At 53.7% G+C, this 19,379-nt stretch carries 17 protein-coding genes; 8 read left to right on the top strand and 9 right to left on the bottom strand.

Annotated features, from left to right (window positions below; all coding sequences use genetic code 11):
* Nucleotides 1-538: 538 nt before the first annotated feature.
* Nucleotides 539-925, top strand: a complete 387-nt coding sequence (locus tag JQN59_RS19340) for a DUF4751 family protein (protein WP_149607609.1) — start codon at nt 539-541, stop codon at nt 923-925.
* Nucleotides 926-965: 40 nt separating this feature from the next.
* On the opposite strand, the gene araD is transcribed toward JQN59_RS19340, so the two are convergent.
* From araD to araB, 3 genes are all read right to left on the bottom strand, one after another.
* The gene (araD, locus tag JQN59_RS19335; RefSeq protein ID WP_048214955.1) at nt 966-1,661 is read right to left on the bottom strand and encodes an L-ribulose-5-phosphate 4-epimerase; all 696 of its coding nucleotides are present in this window, start codon (nt 1,659-1,661) and stop codon (nt 966-968) included.
* A gap of 96 nt (nt 1,662-1,757) precedes the next feature.
* Nucleotides 1,758-3,260 carry an L-arabinose isomerase gene (araA, locus tag JQN59_RS19330; protein WP_003829590.1) on the bottom strand — a complete coding sequence of 501 codons (1,503 nt, stop codon included), beginning with the start codon at nt 3,258-3,260 and terminating at the stop codon, nt 1,758-1,760.
* A 10-nt stretch (nt 3,261-3,270) separates the two neighbouring features.
* Nucleotides 3,271-4,980 carry a ribulokinase gene (gene araB, locus JQN59_RS19325; protein ID WP_149607610.1) on the bottom strand — a complete coding sequence of 570 codons (1,710 nt, stop codon included), beginning with the start codon at nt 4,978-4,980 and terminating at the stop codon, nt 3,271-3,273.
* A 339-nt stretch (nt 4,981-5,319) separates the two neighbouring features.
* Here araB and araC point away from each other — a divergent pair, with 339 nt between their 5' ends.
* A complete protein-coding gene (araC, locus tag JQN59_RS19320; RefSeq protein ID WP_003829586.1) occupies nt 5,320-6,165 on the top strand; it encodes an arabinose operon transcriptional regulator AraC in 846 nt (281 codons plus the stop codon).
* A gap of 119 nt (nt 6,166-6,284) precedes the next feature.
* The gene (locus JQN59_RS19315) at nt 6,285-7,052 is read left to right on the top strand and encodes a DedA family protein (protein WP_003829584.1); all 768 of its coding nucleotides are present in this window, start codon (nt 6,285-6,287) and stop codon (nt 7,050-7,052) included.
* Between the two features lie 97 nt (nt 7,053-7,149).
* Here JQN59_RS19315 and thiQ read toward each other — a convergent pair whose 3' ends face one another.
* The 4 genes from thiQ to sgrR all read right to left on the bottom strand — a co-directional run bounded on the left by thiQ (nt 7,150) and on the right by sgrR (nt 12,343).
* Nucleotides 7,150-7,848, bottom strand: a complete 699-nt coding sequence (gene thiQ, locus JQN59_RS19310) for a thiamine ABC transporter ATP-binding protein ThiQ (RefSeq protein WP_032942352.1) — start codon at nt 7,846-7,848, stop codon at nt 7,150-7,152.
* The gene (gene thiP, locus JQN59_RS19305) at nt 7,832-9,442 is read right to left on the bottom strand and encodes a thiamine/thiamine pyrophosphate ABC transporter permease ThiP (protein ID WP_149607611.1); all 1,611 of its coding nucleotides are present in this window, start codon (nt 9,440-9,442) and stop codon (nt 7,832-7,834) included. Before thiP ends, thiQ begins: the two co-directional genes overlap by 17 nt.
* A complete protein-coding gene (gene thiB / locus JQN59_RS19300; RefSeq protein ID WP_048214951.1) occupies nt 9,418-10,401 on the bottom strand; it encodes a thiamine ABC transporter substrate binding subunit in 984 nt (327 codons plus the stop codon). The genes thiP and thiB overlap by 25 nt, the downstream gene beginning before the upstream one ends.
* A 286-nt stretch (nt 10,402-10,687) precedes the next feature.
* A complete protein-coding gene (gene sgrR / locus JQN59_RS19295) occupies nt 10,688-12,343 on the bottom strand; it encodes an HTH-type transcriptional regulator SgrR (protein ID WP_048214950.1) in 1,656 nt (551 codons plus the stop codon).
* A 99-nt stretch (nt 12,344-12,442) separates the two neighbouring features.
* Here sgrR and sgrT point away from each other — a divergent pair, with 99 nt between their 5' ends.
* The 5 genes from sgrT to idnR all read left to right on the top strand — a co-directional run bounded on the left by sgrT (nt 12,443) and on the right by idnR (nt 17,316).
* Nucleotides 12,443-12,571, top strand: a complete 129-nt coding sequence (gene sgrT, locus JQN59_RS19290) for a glucose uptake inhibitor SgrT (protein WP_020996233.1) — start codon at nt 12,443-12,445, stop codon at nt 12,569-12,571.
* A 108-nt stretch (nt 12,572-12,679) separates the two neighbouring features.
* Nucleotides 12,680-13,858, top strand: coding sequence for a sugar efflux transporter (locus JQN59_RS19285; protein ID WP_048214949.1), 1,179 nt, complete (start codon nt 12,680-12,682; stop codon nt 13,856-13,858).
* A 278-nt stretch (nt 13,859-14,136) separates the two neighbouring features.
* A complete protein-coding gene (idnO, locus tag JQN59_RS19280; RefSeq protein ID WP_003829575.1) occupies nt 14,137-14,901 on the top strand; it encodes a gluconate 5-dehydrogenase in 765 nt (254 codons plus the stop codon).
* Between the two features lie 56 nt (nt 14,902-14,957).
* A complete protein-coding gene (locus tag JQN59_RS19275; protein ID WP_149607612.1) occupies nt 14,958-16,241 on the top strand; it encodes an MFS transporter in 1,284 nt (427 codons plus the stop codon).
* A gap of 82 nt (nt 16,242-16,323) precedes the next feature.
* The gene (gene idnR, locus JQN59_RS19270) at nt 16,324-17,316 is read left to right on the top strand and encodes a DNA-binding transcriptional regulator IdnR (protein ID WP_032944294.1); all 993 of its coding nucleotides are present in this window, start codon (nt 16,324-16,326) and stop codon (nt 17,314-17,316) included.
* A 45-nt stretch (nt 17,317-17,361) separates the two neighbouring features.
* Here idnR and leuD read toward each other — a convergent pair whose 3' ends face one another.
* Nucleotides 17,362-17,967, bottom strand: a complete 606-nt coding sequence (gene leuD, locus JQN59_RS19265) for a 3-isopropylmalate dehydratase small subunit (RefSeq protein ID WP_149607613.1) — start codon at nt 17,965-17,967, stop codon at nt 17,362-17,364.
* Nucleotides 17,968-17,977: 10 nt separating this feature from the next.
* Nucleotides 17,978-19,378 carry a 3-isopropylmalate dehydratase large subunit gene (gene leuC, locus JQN59_RS19260; protein WP_103014394.1) on the bottom strand — a complete coding sequence of 467 codons (1,401 nt, stop codon included), beginning with the start codon at nt 19,376-19,378 and terminating at the stop codon, nt 17,978-17,980.
* Between the last annotated feature and the right edge of the window lies 1 nt (nt 19,379).

The raw sequence follows: 19,379 nt of genomic DNA, 5'->3' as shown, positions 1-19,379 counted from the left end.
GCCTGGTTCTGATAGATTAGCTGTGATTTTATACAGTTGTCATGCTCAGAAGAGGTTACTGCCCGTAATACGCTTTCCTGAGTAAAATAATTATTCCTACCTGACAATGTTATCTTCATATGCAATATATGAATAAAATAGCTTTGATAGGCTACAGATAGATATGTTATAGCTGGTATTTGTACATTAGTTTCCATTAATTACGTTGTTTATGTTTTAATTGTTAATTACAAGTTCGTTTTCATACTTTTTCTATTTTTTAGGAATAGTGCTCATTTGATTTTGCTACATATTTCTCGGATTAGTAAAAAAATTATATTTTTATTTGTTTTTATTAGCTGTTAGTGTAAAACTTTCATTCGAAATGTTTGGGTCATTATCTTAAATATAATATATTTAAATGGGGTTGTTATTGTTCTAACTAAGCAGTTTCAATTCAATTTTGTCGGGAAATTCTCTGTGAATATAATTTTATTTTGTCGATGGCTTGTGCATTTTTTTGTCCTTTTAATATTAATTTTGAAAAAATGGAGTTTTTATGAACGTTCTTTCCAAACATCAGCTTGGCATTAAATATCAGAACTATATGTTTGTTAACACAATGATTTCTAATCCAGCGATTAGAACTGTGAGCAAGTATATTTTATATAAAACATGGGACGGTAAGTTGTGGAATGCTGAAATTATTGAAAATGGTAGCGCTTTTTTTCACTGGCAGGGTAATGACAAAAGTAAGGGACACAAAGATACAGTGATTAATTATCTGCTGAACGGGCAGAAGTGGCAGGCGACGATTACAGATTATATCTTTTTCCATTGTCTGGAAGGAAATAAGGCTCATGGACACTATGATAATGTAATTGATTATATCTGTTCAAATGATTGTGTATACCAAGGTTCATTCGCCGAATATTATAGCGAATAACTATAAAGGAGCGCGTAGATTATCTGCGCGCTTATTTCTTTTACTGCCCGTAATACGCTTTTGCACCGTGTTTGCGCAGGTAGTGTTTATCTAGCAGGGTTTGCTGCATATCCGGTAATTGCGGCGCGAGCTGGCGACAGAAGATCCCCATATAGGCGACTTCTTCCAGCACGATGGCGTTATGCACCGCATCTTCGGCATTTTTTCCCCAGGCAAATGGACCGTGAGAGTGCACCAGCACGCCAGGCATCTGTGCGGCATCAATACCTTGTTTTTCAAAGGTTTCAACGATTACGTTACCGGTTTCCCATTCATATTCGCCATTGATTTCTTCGTCGGTCATTTTGCGTGTGCAGGGAATCGAACCGTAGAAATAGTCCGCATGGGTGGTCCCCGTTGCAGGAATCGACTGACCCGCCTGCGCCCAGATGGTTGCATGACGCGAATGGGTGTGAACAATGCCGCCAATGGTCGGGAATGCCTGATACAGCAAACGGTGTGTTGGGGTATCTGAGGAAGGTTTCTTCGTACCTTCTACAACTTCACCCGTGGCGATACTGACTACCACCATATCGTCGGCGGTCATTACGCTGTAATCGACTCCCGAAGGTTTAATCACAAACACGCCGCGCTCGCGATCGACGGCGCTAACGTTTCCCCAGGTCAGCGTCACCAGGTTGTGCTTTGGCAGCGCCAGATTCGCTTCCAGTACCTGACGTTTAAGATCTTCTAGCATGTTAACTCCTGAATGCCGGATGGCGCTTCGCTTATCCGGCCTACGTAATTTGTAGGCCCGGTAAATGAAATGCCACCGGGCAATCCGTTTCACCAATTAACGTTTGAACCCGTAATACACTTCGTTCCAGCGCAGCGCGTCCTTAAAGGCCGGCAGGCGGGTATCGTTATCGATCACTGCGATCTCGATATCGTGCATTTCAGCGAACTGGCGCATATCGTTCAGATCCAGCGCGTGGCTGAACACGGTGTGGTGCGCGCCACCGGCAAGGATCCAGGCTTCAGAAGCGGTTGGCAGATCCGGTTGAGCTTTCCACAGCGCGTTAGCGACAGGCAGTTTTGGCAGGGAGTGCGGCGTTTGTACCGTGTCGATGCAGTTAACCAGCAGGCGATAGCGATCGCCGAGATCGATCAGGCTGGCAACCACTGCCGGGCCGGTTTTGGTGTTGAAGATCAGACGGGCAGGATCGTCTTTACCACCAATGCCGAGGTGCTGTACGTCGAGGATCGGTTTCTCTTCCACCGCGATGGACGGGCATACTTCCAGCATGTGCGAGCCGAGCACCAGATCGTTGCCTTTCTCGAAGTGGTAGGTGTAATCCTCCATAAATGAGGTGCCGCCCTGCAGACCGGTTGACATCACCTTCATGATGCGAAGCAGAGCGGCGGTTTTCCAGTCGCCTTCGCCCGCAAAGCCGTAGCCTTGCTGCATCAGACGCTGTACGGCCAGACCAGGGAGCTGTTTCAGGCCGTGTAAATCTTCAAATGTGGTGGTGAAGGCGTGGAATCCGCCCTGTTCCAGGAAGCGCTTCATCCCCAGTTCAATACGGGCCGCTTCCAGGACGTTCTGACGTTTTTCACCGTGGACTTGCGTCGCCGCCGTCATGGTGTAGGTGCTTTCGTACTCATCGATTAGCGCGTTGATTTCGCCGTCGCTAATTGCGTTCACTACCTGCACCAGATCGCCCACGGCCCAGGTGTTTACCGAGAAGCCGAACTTGATCTGCGCAGCGACTTTATCGCCATCGGTGACCGCAACTTCACGCATGTTGTCGCCAAAACGGCAGACTTTCAGGTGGCGGGTATCTTGTTTGGACACGGCCTGGCGCATCCAGGAGCCAATGCGTTCGTGCGCTTGTTTATCCTGCCAGTGGCCGGTGACCACGGCATGCTGCTGACGCATACGCGCGCCGATGAAGCCGAACTCACGACCGCCGTGCGCAGTCTGGTTCAGGTTCATAAAATCCATATCAATGCTGTCCCACGGCAGGGCGGCATTGAACTGGGTGTGGAACTGCATCAGCGGCTTGTTGAGAATAGTCAGGCCGTTAATCCACATTTTGGCCGGAGAGAAGGTATGCAGCCAGACCACCATCCCTGCACAGCGATCGTCGTAATTCGCGTCACGACAGATAGCGGTAATCTCGTCAGGGGAAGTGCCCAGCGGTTTTAATACCAGCTTGCAGGGCAGTTTGGCTTCAGTATTCAGTGCGTTAACGACGTGCTCGGCATGTTGGGTTACCTGACGCAGGGTTTCAGGGCCATACAGATGCTGGCTACCAATCACAAACCACACTTCATAGTTATCAAAAATCGTCATTGTCGTGTCCTTAATGTGTCAGGGTTGCCAGGTCTACCGGGGCTTGTTGCGCCGGAGCGGCAGTCGGAAGGTATTGCTGTTCAGCGCTTACTGCCCACTGCTGATAGCGGCGGTAAAGCTGTTCAAAACGTTGAGCCTGCTCTGGGTGAGGTTGCAGCGTGTTTTCCACGGCGCTTGCCATCTGCTGCTGAGCGGCAGGGATATCGGCGTGTACTTTCGCGGCAACGGCGGCGAAGATAGCTGCACCGAGTGCGCAGCACTGGTCTGAAGCGACAATCTGTAGCGGACGGTTCAGCACGTCACAGCAGGCCTGCATGATGACCGGGTTCTTGCGCGCGATACCGCCAAGCGCCATCACGTTGTTAACCGCAATGCCTTGTTCGGTGAAGCATTCCATGATGGCGCGTGCGCCAAAGGCCGTGGCGGCAATCAGACCACCGAACAGCGCTGGTGCATCGGTTGCCAGATTCAGGTCGGTAATGACGCCTTTCAGACGCTGGTTGGCATTCGGCGTACGACGACCATTGAACCAGTCGAGCACCACCGGCAGGTGATCCAGCGACGGATTTTTCGCCCAGGCTTCGGTGAGCGCAGGCAGCAGCTGTTTTTGGCTGGCTTTAATCTGTGTTTTCAGTTCCGGGTGCTGCGCGGCAAGCTGTTCCAGCGGCCAGCTCAATACACGGCTAAACCAGGCATAGATATCGCCGAAAGCAGATTGCCCCGCTTCCAGACCGATAAAATGCGGCACCACGCTGCCATCAACCTGGCCGCAAATGCCTTTCACCGCACGCTCGCCAACGCTTTGCTTGTCGGCAATCAGAATGTCGCAGGTTGACGTGCCGATGACTTTCACCAGCGTGTTAGGCTGTGCACCTGCGCCGACCGCGCCCATATGGCAGTCAAAAGCACCGCCTGCAATCACCACACTCTCCGGTAGCCCCAGACGCTGTGCCCACTCGGCGCACAGGGTGCCAACCGGCAGATCCGCGGTGAAGGTATCGGTAAACATTGGGTATTGCAGATGGCGGTTGAGGATGGGGTCGAGTTCGTCAAAGAAACTGGCTGGCGGCAGACCCCCCCAGCTTTCATGCCACAGGGATTTATGCCCGGCGCTGCAGCGACCGCGGCGAATATCCTGTGGGCGTACGGTGTTGGAGAGCAGGGCTGGAACCCAGTCGCATAGCTCAATCCACGAAACCGCAGCTTCGGCAACTGCGTGGTCCTGACGAGTTACATGCAGGATTTTGGCCCAGAACCATTCGCTGGAATAAATGCCACCGATATAGCGGGAGTAATCGATCTTGCCCGGTGTATGGCACAGGCGGGTGATTTCTTCGGCTTCTTCTACTGAGGTGTGATCTTTCCACAGGACAAACATCGCATTCGGGTTTTCCGCGAACTCCGGACGCAGCGCCAGTACATTACCGTCTGCATCGATGGGTGCCGGGGTTGAGCCGGTACTGTCAACGCCAATCCCGACCACTTCCGCGCGTTGCTCAGCGCTCAGTTCGGCCAGTACGGTTTTCAGCGCCGCTTCCATGGATTCAATGTAGTCGCGCGGATGATGGCGAAACTGGTTGTTTGGGCCATCGCAATACTGCCCTTCCTGCCAACGTGGGTACCACTCAACGCTGGTGGCGATCTCTTCGCCGGTGGCACATTCCACCGCCAAAGCGCGTACTGAATCACTACCAAAATCGAGGCCAATTGCAATCGCCATCGTCTTACTCCATCCAAAAATACGGGTATGGATAAACAGTAGTGAGTAGCGATAAAAACCGTCAGGCAGGATCCGCTAATCTTATGGACTAAAATGCTGTGACATCACAAAGTGTGACGCTGTGCAAATAATCAATGTGGACATTTCTGCCGTAGTTATAGACACTTTTGTTAGCCGATTTTGACGTTGGCGTAGTACATGTTTTTTACAAAGAGCTTTTCACAAGCGGGGTTGGTGGTCCATTGCCGCAAATACAGCGGCCCGCAGGGGCGACAGCGATGATGTCTGGCGTAATATGGACAAATTGTTTCTTGGCAGGACATAGGGAGTATTGAAATTATGGCTGAAACGCAAAACGATCCCCTGTTGCCAGGTTATTCGTTTAACGCGCATTTGGTGGCCGGATTAACCCCCATTGAGGCGAACGGATACCTGGATTTTTTTATCGACAGGCCGCTGGGTATGAAGGGTTATATCCTCAATCTCACCATCCGTGGCGAAGGGGTTATCAATAATCAGGGCAAGCAGTTTGTCTGCCGGCCTGGCGATATTCTGTTGTTTCCACCCGGAGAAATTCACCACTACGGGCGCCATCCTGATGCCAGCGAGTGGTATCACCAGTGGGTTTACTTTCGCCCGCGCGCCTACTGGCAGGAGTGGCTGACCTGGCCGGCCATTTTTGGCCAGACCGGTTTTTTCCGCCCGGATGAAGCACATCAGCCGCATTTTAACGAGCTGTTTGGGCAAATAATTAACGCCGGGCAGGGAGAAGGTCGTTATTCTGAACTGCTGGCGATTAATTTACTGGAGCAGTTGTTGCTCCGACGTATGGAAGCCATCAATGAATCGCTACACCCGCCCATGGACAACCGCGTTCGCGATGCCTGCCAGTACATCAGCGATCACCTGGCGGACAGCAATTTTGATATCGCCAGCGTCGCACAGCATGTCTGCCTGTCGCCTTCCCGTTTGTCGCATCTGTTCCGTCAGCAGTTGGGTATCAGTGTATTAAGCTGGCGCGAGGACCAGCGCATCAGCCAGGCGAAGCTGCTGCTGAGTACCACACGTATGCCTATCGCCACCGTAGGTCGCAATGTTGGCTTTGACGACCAGCTCTATTTCTCTCGTGTTTTCAAAAAATGTACCGGTGCCAGTCCGAGCGAGTTTCGTGCTGGATGTGAATAAAAAGTGAATGATGTATCCTGAAAGTTGTCATAACTCGCAATCTATTCAGACAATTGATGGCTTGACGAAGTTGAGAGGGGTTATCAAAATCCCTGCTTCGTAAATTTGACGGACACATTATGCAAGCATTGCTGGAACACTTTATTCTCCAGTCCGCCCTGTACTCTCTGATCGCCGTACTTCTGGTGGCTTTTTTGGAGTCGTTGGCGCTGGTTGGTCTGATTCTGCCCGGGACCGTGATGATGGCGGGGTTGGGCGCGCTGATTGGCAGCGGCGAACTGAACTTCTGGCATGCCTGGCTTGCGGGCATTGTCGGCTGCCTGTTGGGGGACTGGATCTCCTTCTGGTTGGGCTGGCGCTTTAAAAAGCCGCTGCACCGTTGGTCGTTCATGAAAAAGAACAAGGCGCTGCTGGATAAAACCGAGCACGCCCTGCATCAACACAGCATGTTTACCATTCTGGTAGGCCGTTTTGTCGGACCGACGCGCCCGCTGGTGCCGATGGTAGCAGGCATGCTGGATCTGCCTGTCGCTAAATTTATCGTCCCGAATATTATTGGCTGCGTGCTGTGGCCACCGTTCTACTTCCTGCCGGGGATCCTGGCGGGAGCGGCAATTGATATCCCTTCTGATATGCAGAGCGGGGATTTTAAATGGTTGCTGCTGGCGACGGCGGTGTTGCTCTGGGTGGGCGGCTGGTTTTGCTGGCGGCTATGGCGCAGTGGCAAAGCGGCTGTTGATCGCTTAACGGCGTATTTCCCCCGCAGCCGTTTGCTGTATCTGGCGCCGTTAACGCTCGGGATCGGCGTGGTCGCGCTGGTGGCGTTACTGCGCCATCCGCTGATGCCGGTGTATATCGACATTCTGCGTAAGGTTGTAGGTTACTGACGATACCTTTGCCGGATGGCGGCTTCGCCTTATCCGGCCTACAAAATGTGCGACCTACAGGCCGGATAATGCGTTCACGCCGTCATCCGGCAACGCATTATGCTTTAATGCCCAATAGCGCCGAGGCGCTGGCGTTGCCGCTTAACAGATCGTCCGTTTTGCCCTGCCACGCGATGCGCCCATCGGCGACCACAATCGAGCGGGACGCAATTCGCGCGGCATCTTCTACGCTGTGAGAAACCATCAGCAACGTCAGCTGCTTCTCGCGACAGACTTCGGCGACCAGCGTTAGCATCTCCTGGCGCAGCGCGGGATCGAGCGCTGAGAACGGTTCATCAAGCAGTAAAATAGGTTGTTCCCGCACCAGACAACGCGCCAGCGCCACGCGCTGCCGCTGCCCGCCGGAAAGCTCACCGGGGAGGCGTTCCAGCAGAGAGTCGAGTCCCATTTGTTGAGCGATGTGGTGCATTTTCTCCCGCTGCGATGTGTTCAGCTTCAATCCCGGATTCAGGCCCAGGCCGATGTTTTGCTGTACGCTCAGATGGCTGAACAGGTTATTTTCCTGAAACAACATGGAAACAGGACGGCGTGAGGGCGGCGTGGTGGTGTGATCTTCACCGTCAATCATCATGGTACCGCTGGCAGGCGTGAGAAAGCCGGCAATCAGATTCAGCAGCGTACTTTTCCCGGCGCCGCTGGGCCCGAGTACAGCTATTTGCTCACCGCGCGTGACCGATAGCGTAAAGCGCATAGGCAAATGGTGATACAGCCATGTGATATCAATCAGTTTTAACATTTCGACCCGGCAATTTCTCAATAACGGTAAACAGCGTAAAGCACAGGATCAGCAGTAATAACGCCGTAACTGCGCCATCCTGACTGCGATAAGAGCCAATCTGCTGATATAAATAAAACGGCAGGGTACGGAAATCCTCATTACCAAATAATGCCACTACGCCAAAATCGCCAATCGACAGGACGCAGGCAAACGCCATCGCCTGCGCCAGCGGGCGCTTCAGGGCGCGCAGTTCAACCACTTTCAGGCGCGACCATCCCTCAATGCCCAACGACTGGCACAACATACTGTAGCGCGCAGTGACGTCACGCATTGGGTTTTCCAGTACCTTCAGTGCATAAGGGATCGCCATCAGCGCATTGGTAAAAATGACAATGCCGTCGGCAGATTCAGGAAGACCAGTGGTGTTATTGAGCAGCAGAAAGAAGCCGGTTGCCAGCACGATGCCCGGCATGGCGAGGATCATCATGCCGCTCAACTCCAGCATCTGACCTGCCAGCAGCTGCTGTCGGGCACGGAGTTCACGACTGCTCCATAACAGCATCATAGTGAGCACGACGCATAACGCTCCTGCTGCTAATGCGATGCGCAGCGAGGTTCCCAACGCCTGCCACAGCACTGGCTGCATCAGTACATCCAGAACATGGCGGTTTAAGCCATCGATAATCACCGCCAGCAACGGCGGCAATAACAGCAACAGGGCAAGAATAATCAGGATTGCGTCAGCCAGTCGGCTGTGCAGGCGATCGTCGGGATCGCGCCAGCCTTGTACCAGGGTAGCACCGGGAGCAATCGCCCGGCTCAGACGTTGACTGAGGAGCACCAGCGCCAAACAACAAACCATCTGGATCAACGCCAGCATGGCTGCGCGGGCAGGATCGTAATCAAAATTCAGCGCCTGGTAGATAGCCAGCTCGATGGTGGTGGCCTGTGGCCCGCCGCCCAGCGACAGAACGGTGGCGAAGCTGGCGAAGCACAGCATAAAGATGAGTGCCGCGACGGGCAGGATCTGACGACGCAGCCACGGCCATTCAACAAAACGGAAGAAATGCCAGCCACGCATACCCAGCTGAGCGGCTAACTGCCGCTGTTCGCCGGGAATATTCTCCAGCGACTGTAACAGCAGGCGGCTGGCCATCGGCAGATTGAAAAAGACATGCGCCAGCAGAATGCCCTGCAAACCATATGGCGAAAACGTCCACTCCAGCCCGAATGTATGGCAGAGCGAGGCCAGCCAACCCTGGCGGCCGTAGACGCTAAGAATACCGAATACCGCGACCAGCACTGGCAGGATTAACGTCATTGCGCACAGACGCAGCAGCGCCAGACGTCCTGGAAAACGACGACGATAGAGCGCTCTGGCAAGGAAAATCGCCGGGACAACCGACAACACTGCGGATAAAAAAGCCTGCCAGAAAGAAAAGCGCACCACGTGCCACAGGTAGTCATCTTGCCACAGCGAGAGCCACTCTCCCTGTGGGGCGTTAAACCACAGTGCCAAAAATGCGGCCAGGGCAACGGCCACCATCAGCGTGGCGGCGGTAAGCCCTGGAACCAGCCAGCCGGGGATTAACGGCTGACGGCGCGTTGCCATTCGCTAATCCATGCCTGACGTTGAGCCGCAACCTGCTGCGGCGTAAATTCCAGCGGGGTGGCCGGTTTATTCAGTTGCTCGAATCCTGGTGGTAGGGCGACTTGCGTCACGGGATACATCCAGTTGCCGGTCGGAATCGCATTCTGGAATGCCGGGGATACCATAAACTTCAGGAATTTCTCGGCCAGTTCCGGCTGCTTGCTGGCTGCGGTACGGGCGGCGACTTCCACCTGTAAATAGTGGCCTTCGCTAAAGTTGGCCGCGGCGTAGTTGTCTTTTTTATCGGCAATGATGTGATAGGCCGGAGAGGTGGTGTAGCTGAGCACCAGATCGCTTTCACCTTTCAGGAACAGGCCGTAGGCTTCGCTCCAGCCCTTGGTGACGGTGACGGTTTTGGCTGCCAGTTTCTGCCACGCCTCCGGTGCTTTGTCGCCATAGACTTTTTGCATCCATAACAGCAGGCCCAGCCCTGGCGTGCTGGTGCGCGGATCCTGATAAATGACGCGCCATTTCTGATCGCTTTCGACCAGTTCTTTCAGGCTCTTTGGCGGATTTTTCAGCTTGTTTTTATCATAGACAAAAGCGAAGTAGCCGTAATCAAACGGAACAAAGGTGTCATTTTTCCAGCCGCCGGGTACGTTAACGGCGTCACTTGGAACACCGCTTTTGGCAAACAGTTTGGTTTGTGTGGCGGCTTCCAGCAGGTTGTTATCCAGACCCAGCACGACGTCGGCTTTGCTGTTTTTTCCTTCCATGCGCAGGCGGTTAAGCAGCGAGACGCCATCTTCCAGCGCCACCAGCTTTAGCTCGCAGTTGCAGTCAGCTTCAAAAGCTTTTTTGATTGTCGGGCCAGGGCCCCAGTCAGCGGCGAACGAGTCGTAGGTATAGACGGTCAGTACAGGTTTAGCGAAGGCAGGCGCTGCGCACAGCAGTAAAAGCGGAAGACATTTTTTAAACACTTTGCACCTCAAGAGTTGGGTGGCAAAGGACTTGAGATAAGCCTCAAATCCCTTCGCCGGCATTATCCGGATCAGGTTCGACGGGTATCTCTCAGCCCATACACTTCATCATTCACGCTGCCTCTGTGTTGGCAGCGCTCGCTCACCCCAGTCACATAGTTATCTATGCTCCTGGGGACTCACTCGCTTGCCGCCTTGATGCATCATGAATGATCTTGTGTATGTTTTTTATTTAGCACCCCGTTGAGAACGGCGTTAGTGTAATGATTTTGTTGCTCAGCAGCAATTAAGGATCCGGCGGCGCAAACCATGCCGATTTAAAATCAAACCAGCCGAGGGTATTCATGCGCAGCCCGCGCATGCTTCGCTGTCCCTGAATGATCAGCCAGTGGTGGATCAACGGCACAATGGCCTTTGTGGCGAGCAGTTGTTGGCACCATGCCGCCAGGCTCATTTCGCCCGTTCGCCAGCGAGCCGCATCGTTTTCCCAGTCACGCGAGATACAGTTTTGCAGCAAAGGGACTTCGCACAAATGGGCGAACAGTGAGAAGTCCAGCGGGAGGGTAAAGTTGGCGCTGTTGAGCCAGATATCGCTGACGATTTCACCTGCATGCCACTGATCGTAGTCGATCTCCTGAATATTCAACTGTACCTGATGCTGCGCCAGCAACGTTTTCATGATCTGCGCGATAATCCGGTGTTCGATATGATCGCGATAGTAGGTGATTGTCAGCGTTTCCAGCCCGGCGGGTTTTTCACCATGGCCTGGTTTGGCGTGATGCCAGCGGGGAAGCAAACCGTAGGCGGGAAACCACAACCGCTGGTACTGTTCATCGGCGTGGCAGATTAAATTTGTTGGCGAGAGAACGCGGCTTGCCCACTCGCGAACCTCCTGATTAGCGCCACGGTGGCTACGCGCATCAAACAGCAGGTAGTAGCAGCCTTCTTCGAGGCGGCTTTCGATCGCCTTTTCATCCTCTGTGGGGCCTTTTAGCGTCAACCCACCGCCCGGTTCTTCTCCGATATCGGGTAATACCCAAACGTTAACTTCGTCGATCAAGGCCCGGTAGCCAAAGTAATCATCAAATGCATGAATTTTCAGTTGGTTATTGGTGTTGCGCATTACCGCATACGGACCGGTACCAATCGGGTGACTGGAGAAGTTGTTTAGCGTTTCCCATTCTCGCGGCAGGATCATGGCGGGGACCTGCCCCAATAGCCAGGGAAGCCAGCGATCTGGCTGGGCCAGATGGATATCCAGCGTCCAGGCCGTGGGAGAGACGATCTGCGTGATGTGTGAGTACAGCGGCAGGGCGTTAATGCGCCTCAGCGAGGCGATAACATCTTCCATTTCCAGCTCGCGGCCATGATGAAAATGGATCCCCGGGCGCAGGAAGAACCGCCAATGCAAAGGTGAAATTTGCTGCCAGTGATGAGCAATGTCCGCTTCCAGTTCCCCATTTTCCTCATTTACCCGAATTAAGGCACTGAAGATTTGGCGGGCGATATGGGTTTCGGAGCGGCGTAATGCCGTGCCGGGGAGCAAGTTGTGCATCGGGCGATAATAGAGAACGCGCATGATATGCCGACCCTGGCGAAAGCTGCGACCCAGATGGGAGACCAGCATTTGCCGGACGGCCGTTTTGTCACCAACAAGTTGCACCAGTTGATCGATGCGATCCTGTTCCAGTAGGTCTTCCGCGCGCTGCTGCTGGAGCGCCAGCCCGGTATAGAGGAATGTCAGTCGCGAGCGTTTACCTCGTCCAACTTCAGCTTCCCACGTTAACCAGCCACGATCCTGCATGGTATTAAGCAGCGTACGCATATGGCGGCGCGAGCAGCTCAGCAGATCCGCCAGCTCGTTGAGCGTCGTGTCTTGCGTCTTGCCGTCACAGCATTGCCACAGACGGATGAACTGTTGTTGCAAACGACCAGAAGACATAAAAGGGGAACTCCTGCGGAAAACTCAGCAATTTTATAATCCCTATATTAAGCCAATAATAGATTCCGATGAAGCGATGAGACAACGAAGGGGTCATCTATGCGTCAGTTCTGGTTGAAGTACTTTACCGCGACAGAAAAATCGTCCTGGTTGGCTTGCCTGAGTGCCCCGCAGCGCTTAAAGATGCTCGAAGAGCTGATGCAGTGGGAGATGACATCTGACTCCTGAATTGGAAATTGCAGACATCATGTGTGACTGAGTATTGGTGTAAAATCACCCGCCAGCAGATTTTTTCTGCTGGCTTTTTTCGTATCAGCCCAGCCAATAGGGATAACAATGCTCTGGATTATGACCATGGGACGGCGCCTCAACGGCGTTTACGCGGCATTTATGCTGGTCGCTTTTATGATGGGCGTGGCGGGGGCATTGCAGGCACCCACGCTGAGTCTGTTCCTGAGCCGTGAAGTCGGGGCGCAGCCATTTTGGGTCGGGCTGTTTTACACCGTCAATGCGATTGTCGGGATCGTCGTCAGCCTTGGCCTCGCGAAACGATCCGACAGCCAGGGAGATCGACGTAAGTTGATCATGTTCTGCTGCCTGATGGCAATTGGCAATGCGTTGCTGTTTGCCTTTAATCGTCACTATCTTACGCTGATCACCTGCGGTGTGCTGCTGGCCTCGCTGGCGAACACCGCCATGCCGCAGCTGTTTGCGCTGGCGCGGGAATATGCTGATAACTCCGCGCGTGAAGTGGTGATGTTTAGCTCGGTGATGCGTGCGCAGCTTTCACTGGCCTGGGTAGTTGGCCCACCGCTGGCTTTTATGCTGGCGCTGAATTACGGCTTTACGGCGATGTTTTCCATTGCCGCAGGGATTTTTGCCATTAGCCTGGTGCTGATTGCGCTGATACTGCCGTCAGTTGCTCGGGTGGAGCAGCCTGTAGACGTGCCGCTGGAACAGACCGGTGGTTGGCAGGACAAAAATGTGCGTATGTTGTTTATTGCCTCCACGCTGATGTGGACCTGCAACACCATGTACATCATCGATATGCCGCTGTGGATAAGCCTCGAACTGGGCTTGCCGGACAAGCTGGCCGGGATCCTGATGGGGACGGCGGCTGGGCTGGAAATTCCGGCGATGATTCTGGCGGGCTATTACGTGAAGCGCTTTGGCAAACGGCGAATGATGATCGCGGCCGTCGCGGCAGGCGTGCTGTTTTATCTTGGTTTGATCTTCTTTCACAGCCGTACGGCGCTGCTGGTGCTGCAACTGTTTAACGCGGTATTTATCGGTATTATCGCCGGGATAGGCATGCTGTGGTTTCAGGATCTGATGCCCGGACGTGCGGGGTCAGCGACCACATTATTTACCAACAGTATTTCAACGGGAGTCATTCTGGCAGGGGTGATTCAGGGGGCTGTTGCGCAAAGCTACGGTCACTATGCCGTCTATTGGGTAATTGCGGTGATTTCGGTGGTGACGCTGTGGATGACCGGGCGGGTGAAGGATGTTTAGTCCGGTGCAGTCCCGGCGTTGCAGTGCTCGACCGGACGACATTTCGTATTCGCTTTTGTCGTTTTTGTAGGCCGGATAAGGCGTTTACGCCGCCATCCTGCAACCTGTCTTTACGGCCTGATCGCGTTACGCTTATCAGGTCTATCCCTCTTTTTTTCATCTTGCACGTAAATGTAATGTTGATCACATAACGATCATTTTCCTCTTCCTTGATCTTCTTTTTTCTACTGTTACGCGTATACAGTTACGCGTAACAGTTATTAAAAAAGGAGTTTTTTATGAAAAACCTATTCGACCTGACTGGCAAACGCGCGCTGATTACCGGTTCCGCTCAGGGCATTGGTAACCTGCTGGCCAACGGTCTGGCGGCGCACGGTGCTGAGATTGTGATTAACGATATTACCCAGCAGCGCGCTCAGGCGGCGGCGGACAAACTGGTTGCCGAAGGCTATCGCGCCGTTGGTTATGGTTTTGATGTCACCAACGGGGAAGAGGTTGCGCGCGCCATCGCGCAAATTGAAAAGGAAGTTGGGGCCATTGATATTTTAATTAACAACGCCGGAATTCAGCGTCGTTATCCCTTCACCGAATTCCCGGAGGCTGAATGGGACAAAGTGATTGATGTAAACCAGAAATCGGTCTTTCTGGTGTCGCAGCAGGTTTCCCGCTACATGGTGCAACGCCGCCGCGGGAAGATTATTAATATCTGCTCAATGCAAAGCGAATTAGGTCGTAAAACCATTACTCCATACGCGGCGTCAAAAGGCGCGGTCAAAATGTTAACCCGTGGCATGTGCGTGGAACTGGCGGAATACAATATTCAGGTCAACGGCATTGCTCCCGGCTATTTCGCTACCGACATGACCACCGCGCTGGTCAACGATGAAGCATTCTCCGCCTGGCTGTTCCAGCGCACGCCCGCCGCTCGCTGGGGTAACCCGGAAGAGCTTATCGGCGCGGCGGTTTATCTTGCCGCGCCCGCCTCTGACTTTGTGAATGGGCATCTTCTGTTTGTGGACGGCGGCATGCTCGCCGCGGTCTGATCAATAATGGGCCGCAACGCGCGGCCTGAGCGAAAACAATAATCCAAGGAGTGAGTATGAATATGCTCGCAAAACTGCCAGCGCGTCGCTGGTGGTATTTAATGCCGATTATTTTTATTACCTACAGCTTAGCTTATCTCGACCGCGCCAATTACGGCTTTGCCGCTGCCGCCGGTATTGAACATGACTTAGGAATTACTCAGGGAACAGCATCGTTAATTGGCGCGTTATTCTTCCTGGGCTATTTCTTTTTCCAGGTGCCGGGCGCGATGTACGCCGTTAAGCGTAGCGTGCGCAAAATGATTTTTTACAGCCTGATCCTTTGGGGGCTTTGTGCCGCGGCGACCGGCTTTGTCAGCAATATCCCAACGCTGATGGCGATCCGCTTTATTCTCGGCATCGTCGAAGCAGCGGTGATGCCCGCGATGCTGATTTATATCAGCAACTGGTTTACCAAAACTGAACGCTCGCGCGCCAACACCTTTTTAATTCTCGGCAACCCGGTCACAGTGCTGTGGATGTCGATAGTCTCCGGCTACCTGATTGAAGCCTGGGGCTGGCGCGAAATGTTTATTATCGAAGGTATCCCGGCGGTGATCTGGGCGTTCTGCTGGGTGATTCTGGTACGCGACAAACCAGCGGAAGCGGGCTGGTTGAGCGAGCAGGAGAAACAGGCATTACAGCAGGCAATGGATCGCGAGCAGCGCGACATCAAACCGATGCGTAACTACGGTGAAGCGATGCGTTCACGCAGCGTCATTATGCTTTGCGCGGTGCATGCGCTGTGGAGCATCGGCGTGTATGGCTTCATGATGTGGATGCCGTCAATCCTCAAAAATGCGGCTCAGATGGACATTGTGGCGGTAGGCTGGCTGGCAGCGGTGCCGTATCTGGCGGCGATCTGCCTGATGCTGACCGTCTCCTGGCTGTCCGATAAGTTCCAGAACCGTAAGCTGTTTATCTGGCCGCTGCTGTTGATTGCCGCCATCGCGTTTTTTGCCTCGTGGCTGTTGGGCAACCAGTCCTTCTGGCTCTCCTACGCGCTGCTGGTTGTGGCCGCCGCCTGTATGTATGCGCCTTACGGGCCGTTCTTTGCGCTGATCCCCGAACTGCTGCCGCGCAACGTCTCCGGCGTGTCGATGGGGATGATCAACAGTTTTGGCGCGTTAGGGGCATTCCTCGGCGCGTGGCTGGTGGGTTATCTCAACGGTGTGACCGGCGGGCCGGGCGTCTCCTACACCTTCATGGCGATTGCTCTGCTGGCGTCGGTGGTGCTGATGTACTGCGTTCGTGCGCAAAATGAAACCACGTCGCCGTCGGCTGAGATGGCTACGCGTTAAGGTTGAGCGAGGAGTGCAGTCGCTAACCGGCTGTGATAAGGTTCTCTGCGAGCATAATGGGCTGTTGGTCGTAGAGAACCTCATGAAAAACAATCGGATGACATTACAGGATATCGCTAATCTGGCCGGGCTGAATAAGATGACGGTCAGCCGTTATCTGCGTGACCCGAATCAGGTGTCGCAACGCAGCCGCGAATTGATTTCGAAAGTGATGGAAGAGAACAACTACATCCCCAACCGTGCCCCGGAAATTCTGCTCAACGCACGTAGCAAAACCATTGGTGTGCTGATCCCCTCGTTTCGTAATCAGATCTTTGCCGACGTGCTGGCGGGGATTGAATCCGTCACCTCGGCCTGCCAGTACCAGACGCTGATCGCCAACTACGAATATGATGCCGAGCGTGAAGAACGCGAGGTGCTGAACCTGCTCTCTTACAATATCGACGGCCTGATCCTCACGGGAAAGCTGCATACCGAGCGAATGATCCAGTACGTGCGCGCCAGCGGCGTACCGGTGGCGGAACTGATGGATATTAGCGGCCAGTATCTTGATATACAGGTTGGGTTTGATAACGAAAAAGCCGCGTTTGAAATGACGCAGGCTTTTATCGACAGCGGTAAACGCAGCATTGCATTCTTTGGCTCGATGGATGACCCCCGAGACCTTAGCCGTTTTCGCGGCACCGAGAAAGCGCTGGCGGCGCAGGGACTGGAAGCGTACCACCTGGCGCCAAAAACTATTTCGTCGGTGGCGCTGGGCCGCAAGATGTTCCAGCAGGCGATGGCGGAAAAGCCGGATATTGACGCTATTTTCTGTACCAACGATGACCTGGCGGTTGGCGCGCTGCTGGAGTGTCAGGCACAGCAGTACGATGTGCCGGGAAAAATGGCGATTGCCGGTTTCCACGGGCTGGAAATTGGCCGTGCGCGGCTGCAAAAAATCGCCAGCGTGATTACGCCACGTTTTGAGATTGGCAAAACGGCGGCGGATATTCTGATTAAGCGTTTGAACGGGAAAGATGCGCCGGGCAGCGTCAATCTTGGCTACCAAATCTATTACGGCGATACGCTGTAGGTGAAGAGAAAGGGCTGGCCACCGTGCGGTGACCAGCGGAAGAGATTACTGCATAAACGCTGGCTGCTTGTCTTCGTACTCGGTGATTGCCGATTCATGCTGCAGCGTCAACCCGATGCTGTCCAGACCGTTCAGCATGCAGTGGCGGCGGAAGTCGTCAATTTTAAAGCTGTAGGACTTATCGCCTGCTTTCACCACCTGCGCTTCCAGATCCACTTCAAATTTAATGCCCGGATTGGCTTTCACCAGCGCGAACATTTCATCTACCTGCGCGTCGCTCAGGGTCACCGGCAACAGTTGGTTATTGAAACTGTTGCCGTAGAAGATGTCGGCGAAGCTTGGTGCGATCACCACTTTAAAGCCGTAATCGGTCAGTGCCCACGGCGCATGTTCGCGTGAAGAGCCGCAGCCAAAGTTTTCCCGTGCGAGCAGAATTGATGCCCCTTTATATTCCGGGAAGTTTAAAACGAACTCAGGATTCGGCTGTTGGCCCTTTTCGTCCAGAAAACGCCAGTCGTTAAACAGATGGGCGCCAAAACCGGTGCGCGTAACCTTCTGCAAAAACTGTTTAGGGATAATTGCGTCGGTATCAACGTTGGCGGCATCCAGTGGGACAACCAGGCCGGTATGCTGGGTAAATTTCTCTGCCATGGTAGTTTCCTTATTTGATGCTGCGAATGTCGGCAAAATGACCGGTTACGGCGGCAGCGGCGGCCATGGCCGGGCTGACTAAATGCGTGCGACCACCGCGGCCCTGACGACCTTCAAAATTACGGTTGCTGGTGGATGCGCAGCGTTCGCCTGGGTTCAGGCGGTCATTGTTCATCGCCAGGCACATGGAACAGCCCGGTAAACGCCATTCAAAACCGGCTTCGATAAAGATCTTATCCAGACCTTCTGCTTCCGCCTGCGCTTTCACCGGACCAGAGCCCGGCACCACCAGTGCCTGCACACCCGGCGCAACTTTGCGCCCTTTGGCGATTTCTGCCGCGGCGCGTAAATCTTCAATACGCGAGTTGGTGCAGGAACCGATGAACACTTTATCGATAGCCACTTCCGTTAACGGAATACCCGGTTTCAGCCCCATATACGCCAGCGCTTTTTCAGCCGATGCGCGCTCAACGGGATCGGCAAATGACGCCGGGTCGGGAATATTATCGTTCACCGAGATGACCTGACCCGGGTTTGTTCCCCAGGTGACCTGCGGTGCGATCTCTTCTGCCTGCAGGGTAACGACGGTATCAAACGTCGCGTTGTCGTCGGTTTTCAGCGTTTTCCAGTATGTAACCGCGTGGTCAAAATCCTCGCCCTTCGGTGCGTGTAAACGACCCTGCACATAGTTAAAGGTTGTTTCATCCGGTGCAACCAGACCCGCTTTAGCACCCATTTCAATGGCCATGTTGCACAGGGTCATCCGGCCTTCCATGCTCAATGCACGGATGGCTTCGCCACAAAACTCAACCACGTGTCCGGTACCGCCTGCGCTACCGGTTTTACCGATAATCGCCAGCACGATATCTTTGGCGGTAATGCCAGGGGCTGCTTTACCGTTGACTTCAATCTTCATGGTTTTGGCGCGCCCCTGTTTCAGGGTCTGCGTCGCCAGAACGTGTTCAACTTCAGAGGTGCCAATGCCAAATGCCAGTGCGCCGAACGCGCCGTGTGTAGCGGTGTGGGAATCGCCGCAGACGATGGTCATACCCGGCAACGTTACGCCTTGTTCTGGCCCCATCACGTGAACGATACCCTGATACGGATGGTTCAGGTCGTACAGCTCGACGCCAAATTCGTTACAGTTCTTAATCAGCTCCTGCATCTGGATGCGCGCCATCTCACCCGACGCGTTGATATCTTTGGTCTGGGTAGAGACGTTGTGATCCATGGTGGCAAAGGTTTTACCCGGCTGGCGCACCTGACGGCCATGCGCGCGCAGACCATCAAACGCCTGCGGAGAGGTCACTTCATGCACCAGATGTCTGTCGATGTACAACAGTGGGGTTTCGTTTTGCGCCTTAAAGACGACGTGCGCATCAAACAATTTTTCGTACAACGTTTTGGCCATG

This window comes from Citrobacter sp. B72 (assembly GCF_016894305.1).
Classification (GTDB): domain Bacteria; phylum Pseudomonadota; class Gammaproteobacteria; order Enterobacterales; family Enterobacteriaceae; genus Citrobacter; species Citrobacter portucalensis.
Note: the sequence above shows the minus strand (reverse complement) of the source record. Positions and strands in the feature narration are given on the sequence as shown.

Excerpts from the sequence above, each read along its gene's own strand:
- JQN59_RS19340 (WP_149607609.1), top strand. The coding sequence starts at position 539 with ATGAACGTTCTTTCCAAACATCAGCTTGGCATTAAATATCAGAACTAT.
- araD (WP_048214955.1), bottom strand. The coding sequence starts at position 1,661 with ATGCTAGAAGATCTTAAACGTCAGGTACTGGAAGCGAATCTGGCGCTG.
- araA (WP_003829590.1), bottom strand. The coding sequence starts at position 3,260 with ATGACGATTTTTGATAACTATGAAGTGTGGTTTGTGATTGGTAGCCAG.
- araB (WP_149607610.1), bottom strand. The coding sequence starts at position 4,980 with ATGGCGATTGCAATTGGCCTCGATTTTGGTAGTGATTCAGTACGCGCT.
- araC (WP_003829586.1), top strand. The coding sequence starts at position 5,320 with ATGGCTGAAACGCAAAACGATCCCCTGTTGCCAGGTTATTCGTTTAAC.
- JQN59_RS19315 (WP_003829584.1), top strand. The coding sequence starts at position 6,285 with ATGCAAGCATTGCTGGAACACTTTATTCTCCAGTCCGCCCTGTACTCT.
- thiQ (WP_032942352.1), bottom strand. The coding sequence starts at position 7,848 with ATGTTAAAACTGATTGATATCACATGGCTGTATCACCATTTGCCTATG.
- thiP (WP_149607611.1), bottom strand. The coding sequence starts at position 9,442 with ATGGCAACGCGCCGTCAGCCGTTAATCCCCGGCTGGCTGGTTCCAGGG.
- sgrR (WP_048214950.1), bottom strand. The coding sequence starts at position 12,343 with ATGTCTTCTGGTCGTTTGCAACAACAGTTCATCCGTCTGTGGCAATGC.
- sgrT (WP_020996233.1), top strand. The coding sequence starts at position 12,443 with ATGCGTCAGTTCTGGTTGAAGTACTTTACCGCGACAGAAAAATCGTCC.
- JQN59_RS19285 (WP_048214949.1), top strand. The coding sequence starts at position 12,680 with ATGCTCTGGATTATGACCATGGGACGGCGCCTCAACGGCGTTTACGCG.
- idnO (WP_003829575.1), top strand. The coding sequence starts at position 14,137 with ATGAAAAACCTATTCGACCTGACTGGCAAACGCGCGCTGATTACCGGT.
- JQN59_RS19275 (WP_149607612.1), top strand. The coding sequence starts at position 14,958 with ATGAATATGCTCGCAAAACTGCCAGCGCGTCGCTGGTGGTATTTAATG.
- idnR (WP_032944294.1), top strand. The coding sequence starts at position 16,324 with ATGAAAAACAATCGGATGACATTACAGGATATCGCTAATCTGGCCGGG.
- leuD (WP_149607613.1), bottom strand. The coding sequence starts at position 17,967 with ATGGCAGAGAAATTTACCCAGCATACCGGCCTGGTTGTCCCACTGGAT.
- leuC (WP_103014394.1), bottom strand. The coding sequence starts at position 19,378 with ATGGCCAAAACGTTGTACGAAAAATTGTTTGATGCGCACGTCGTCTTT.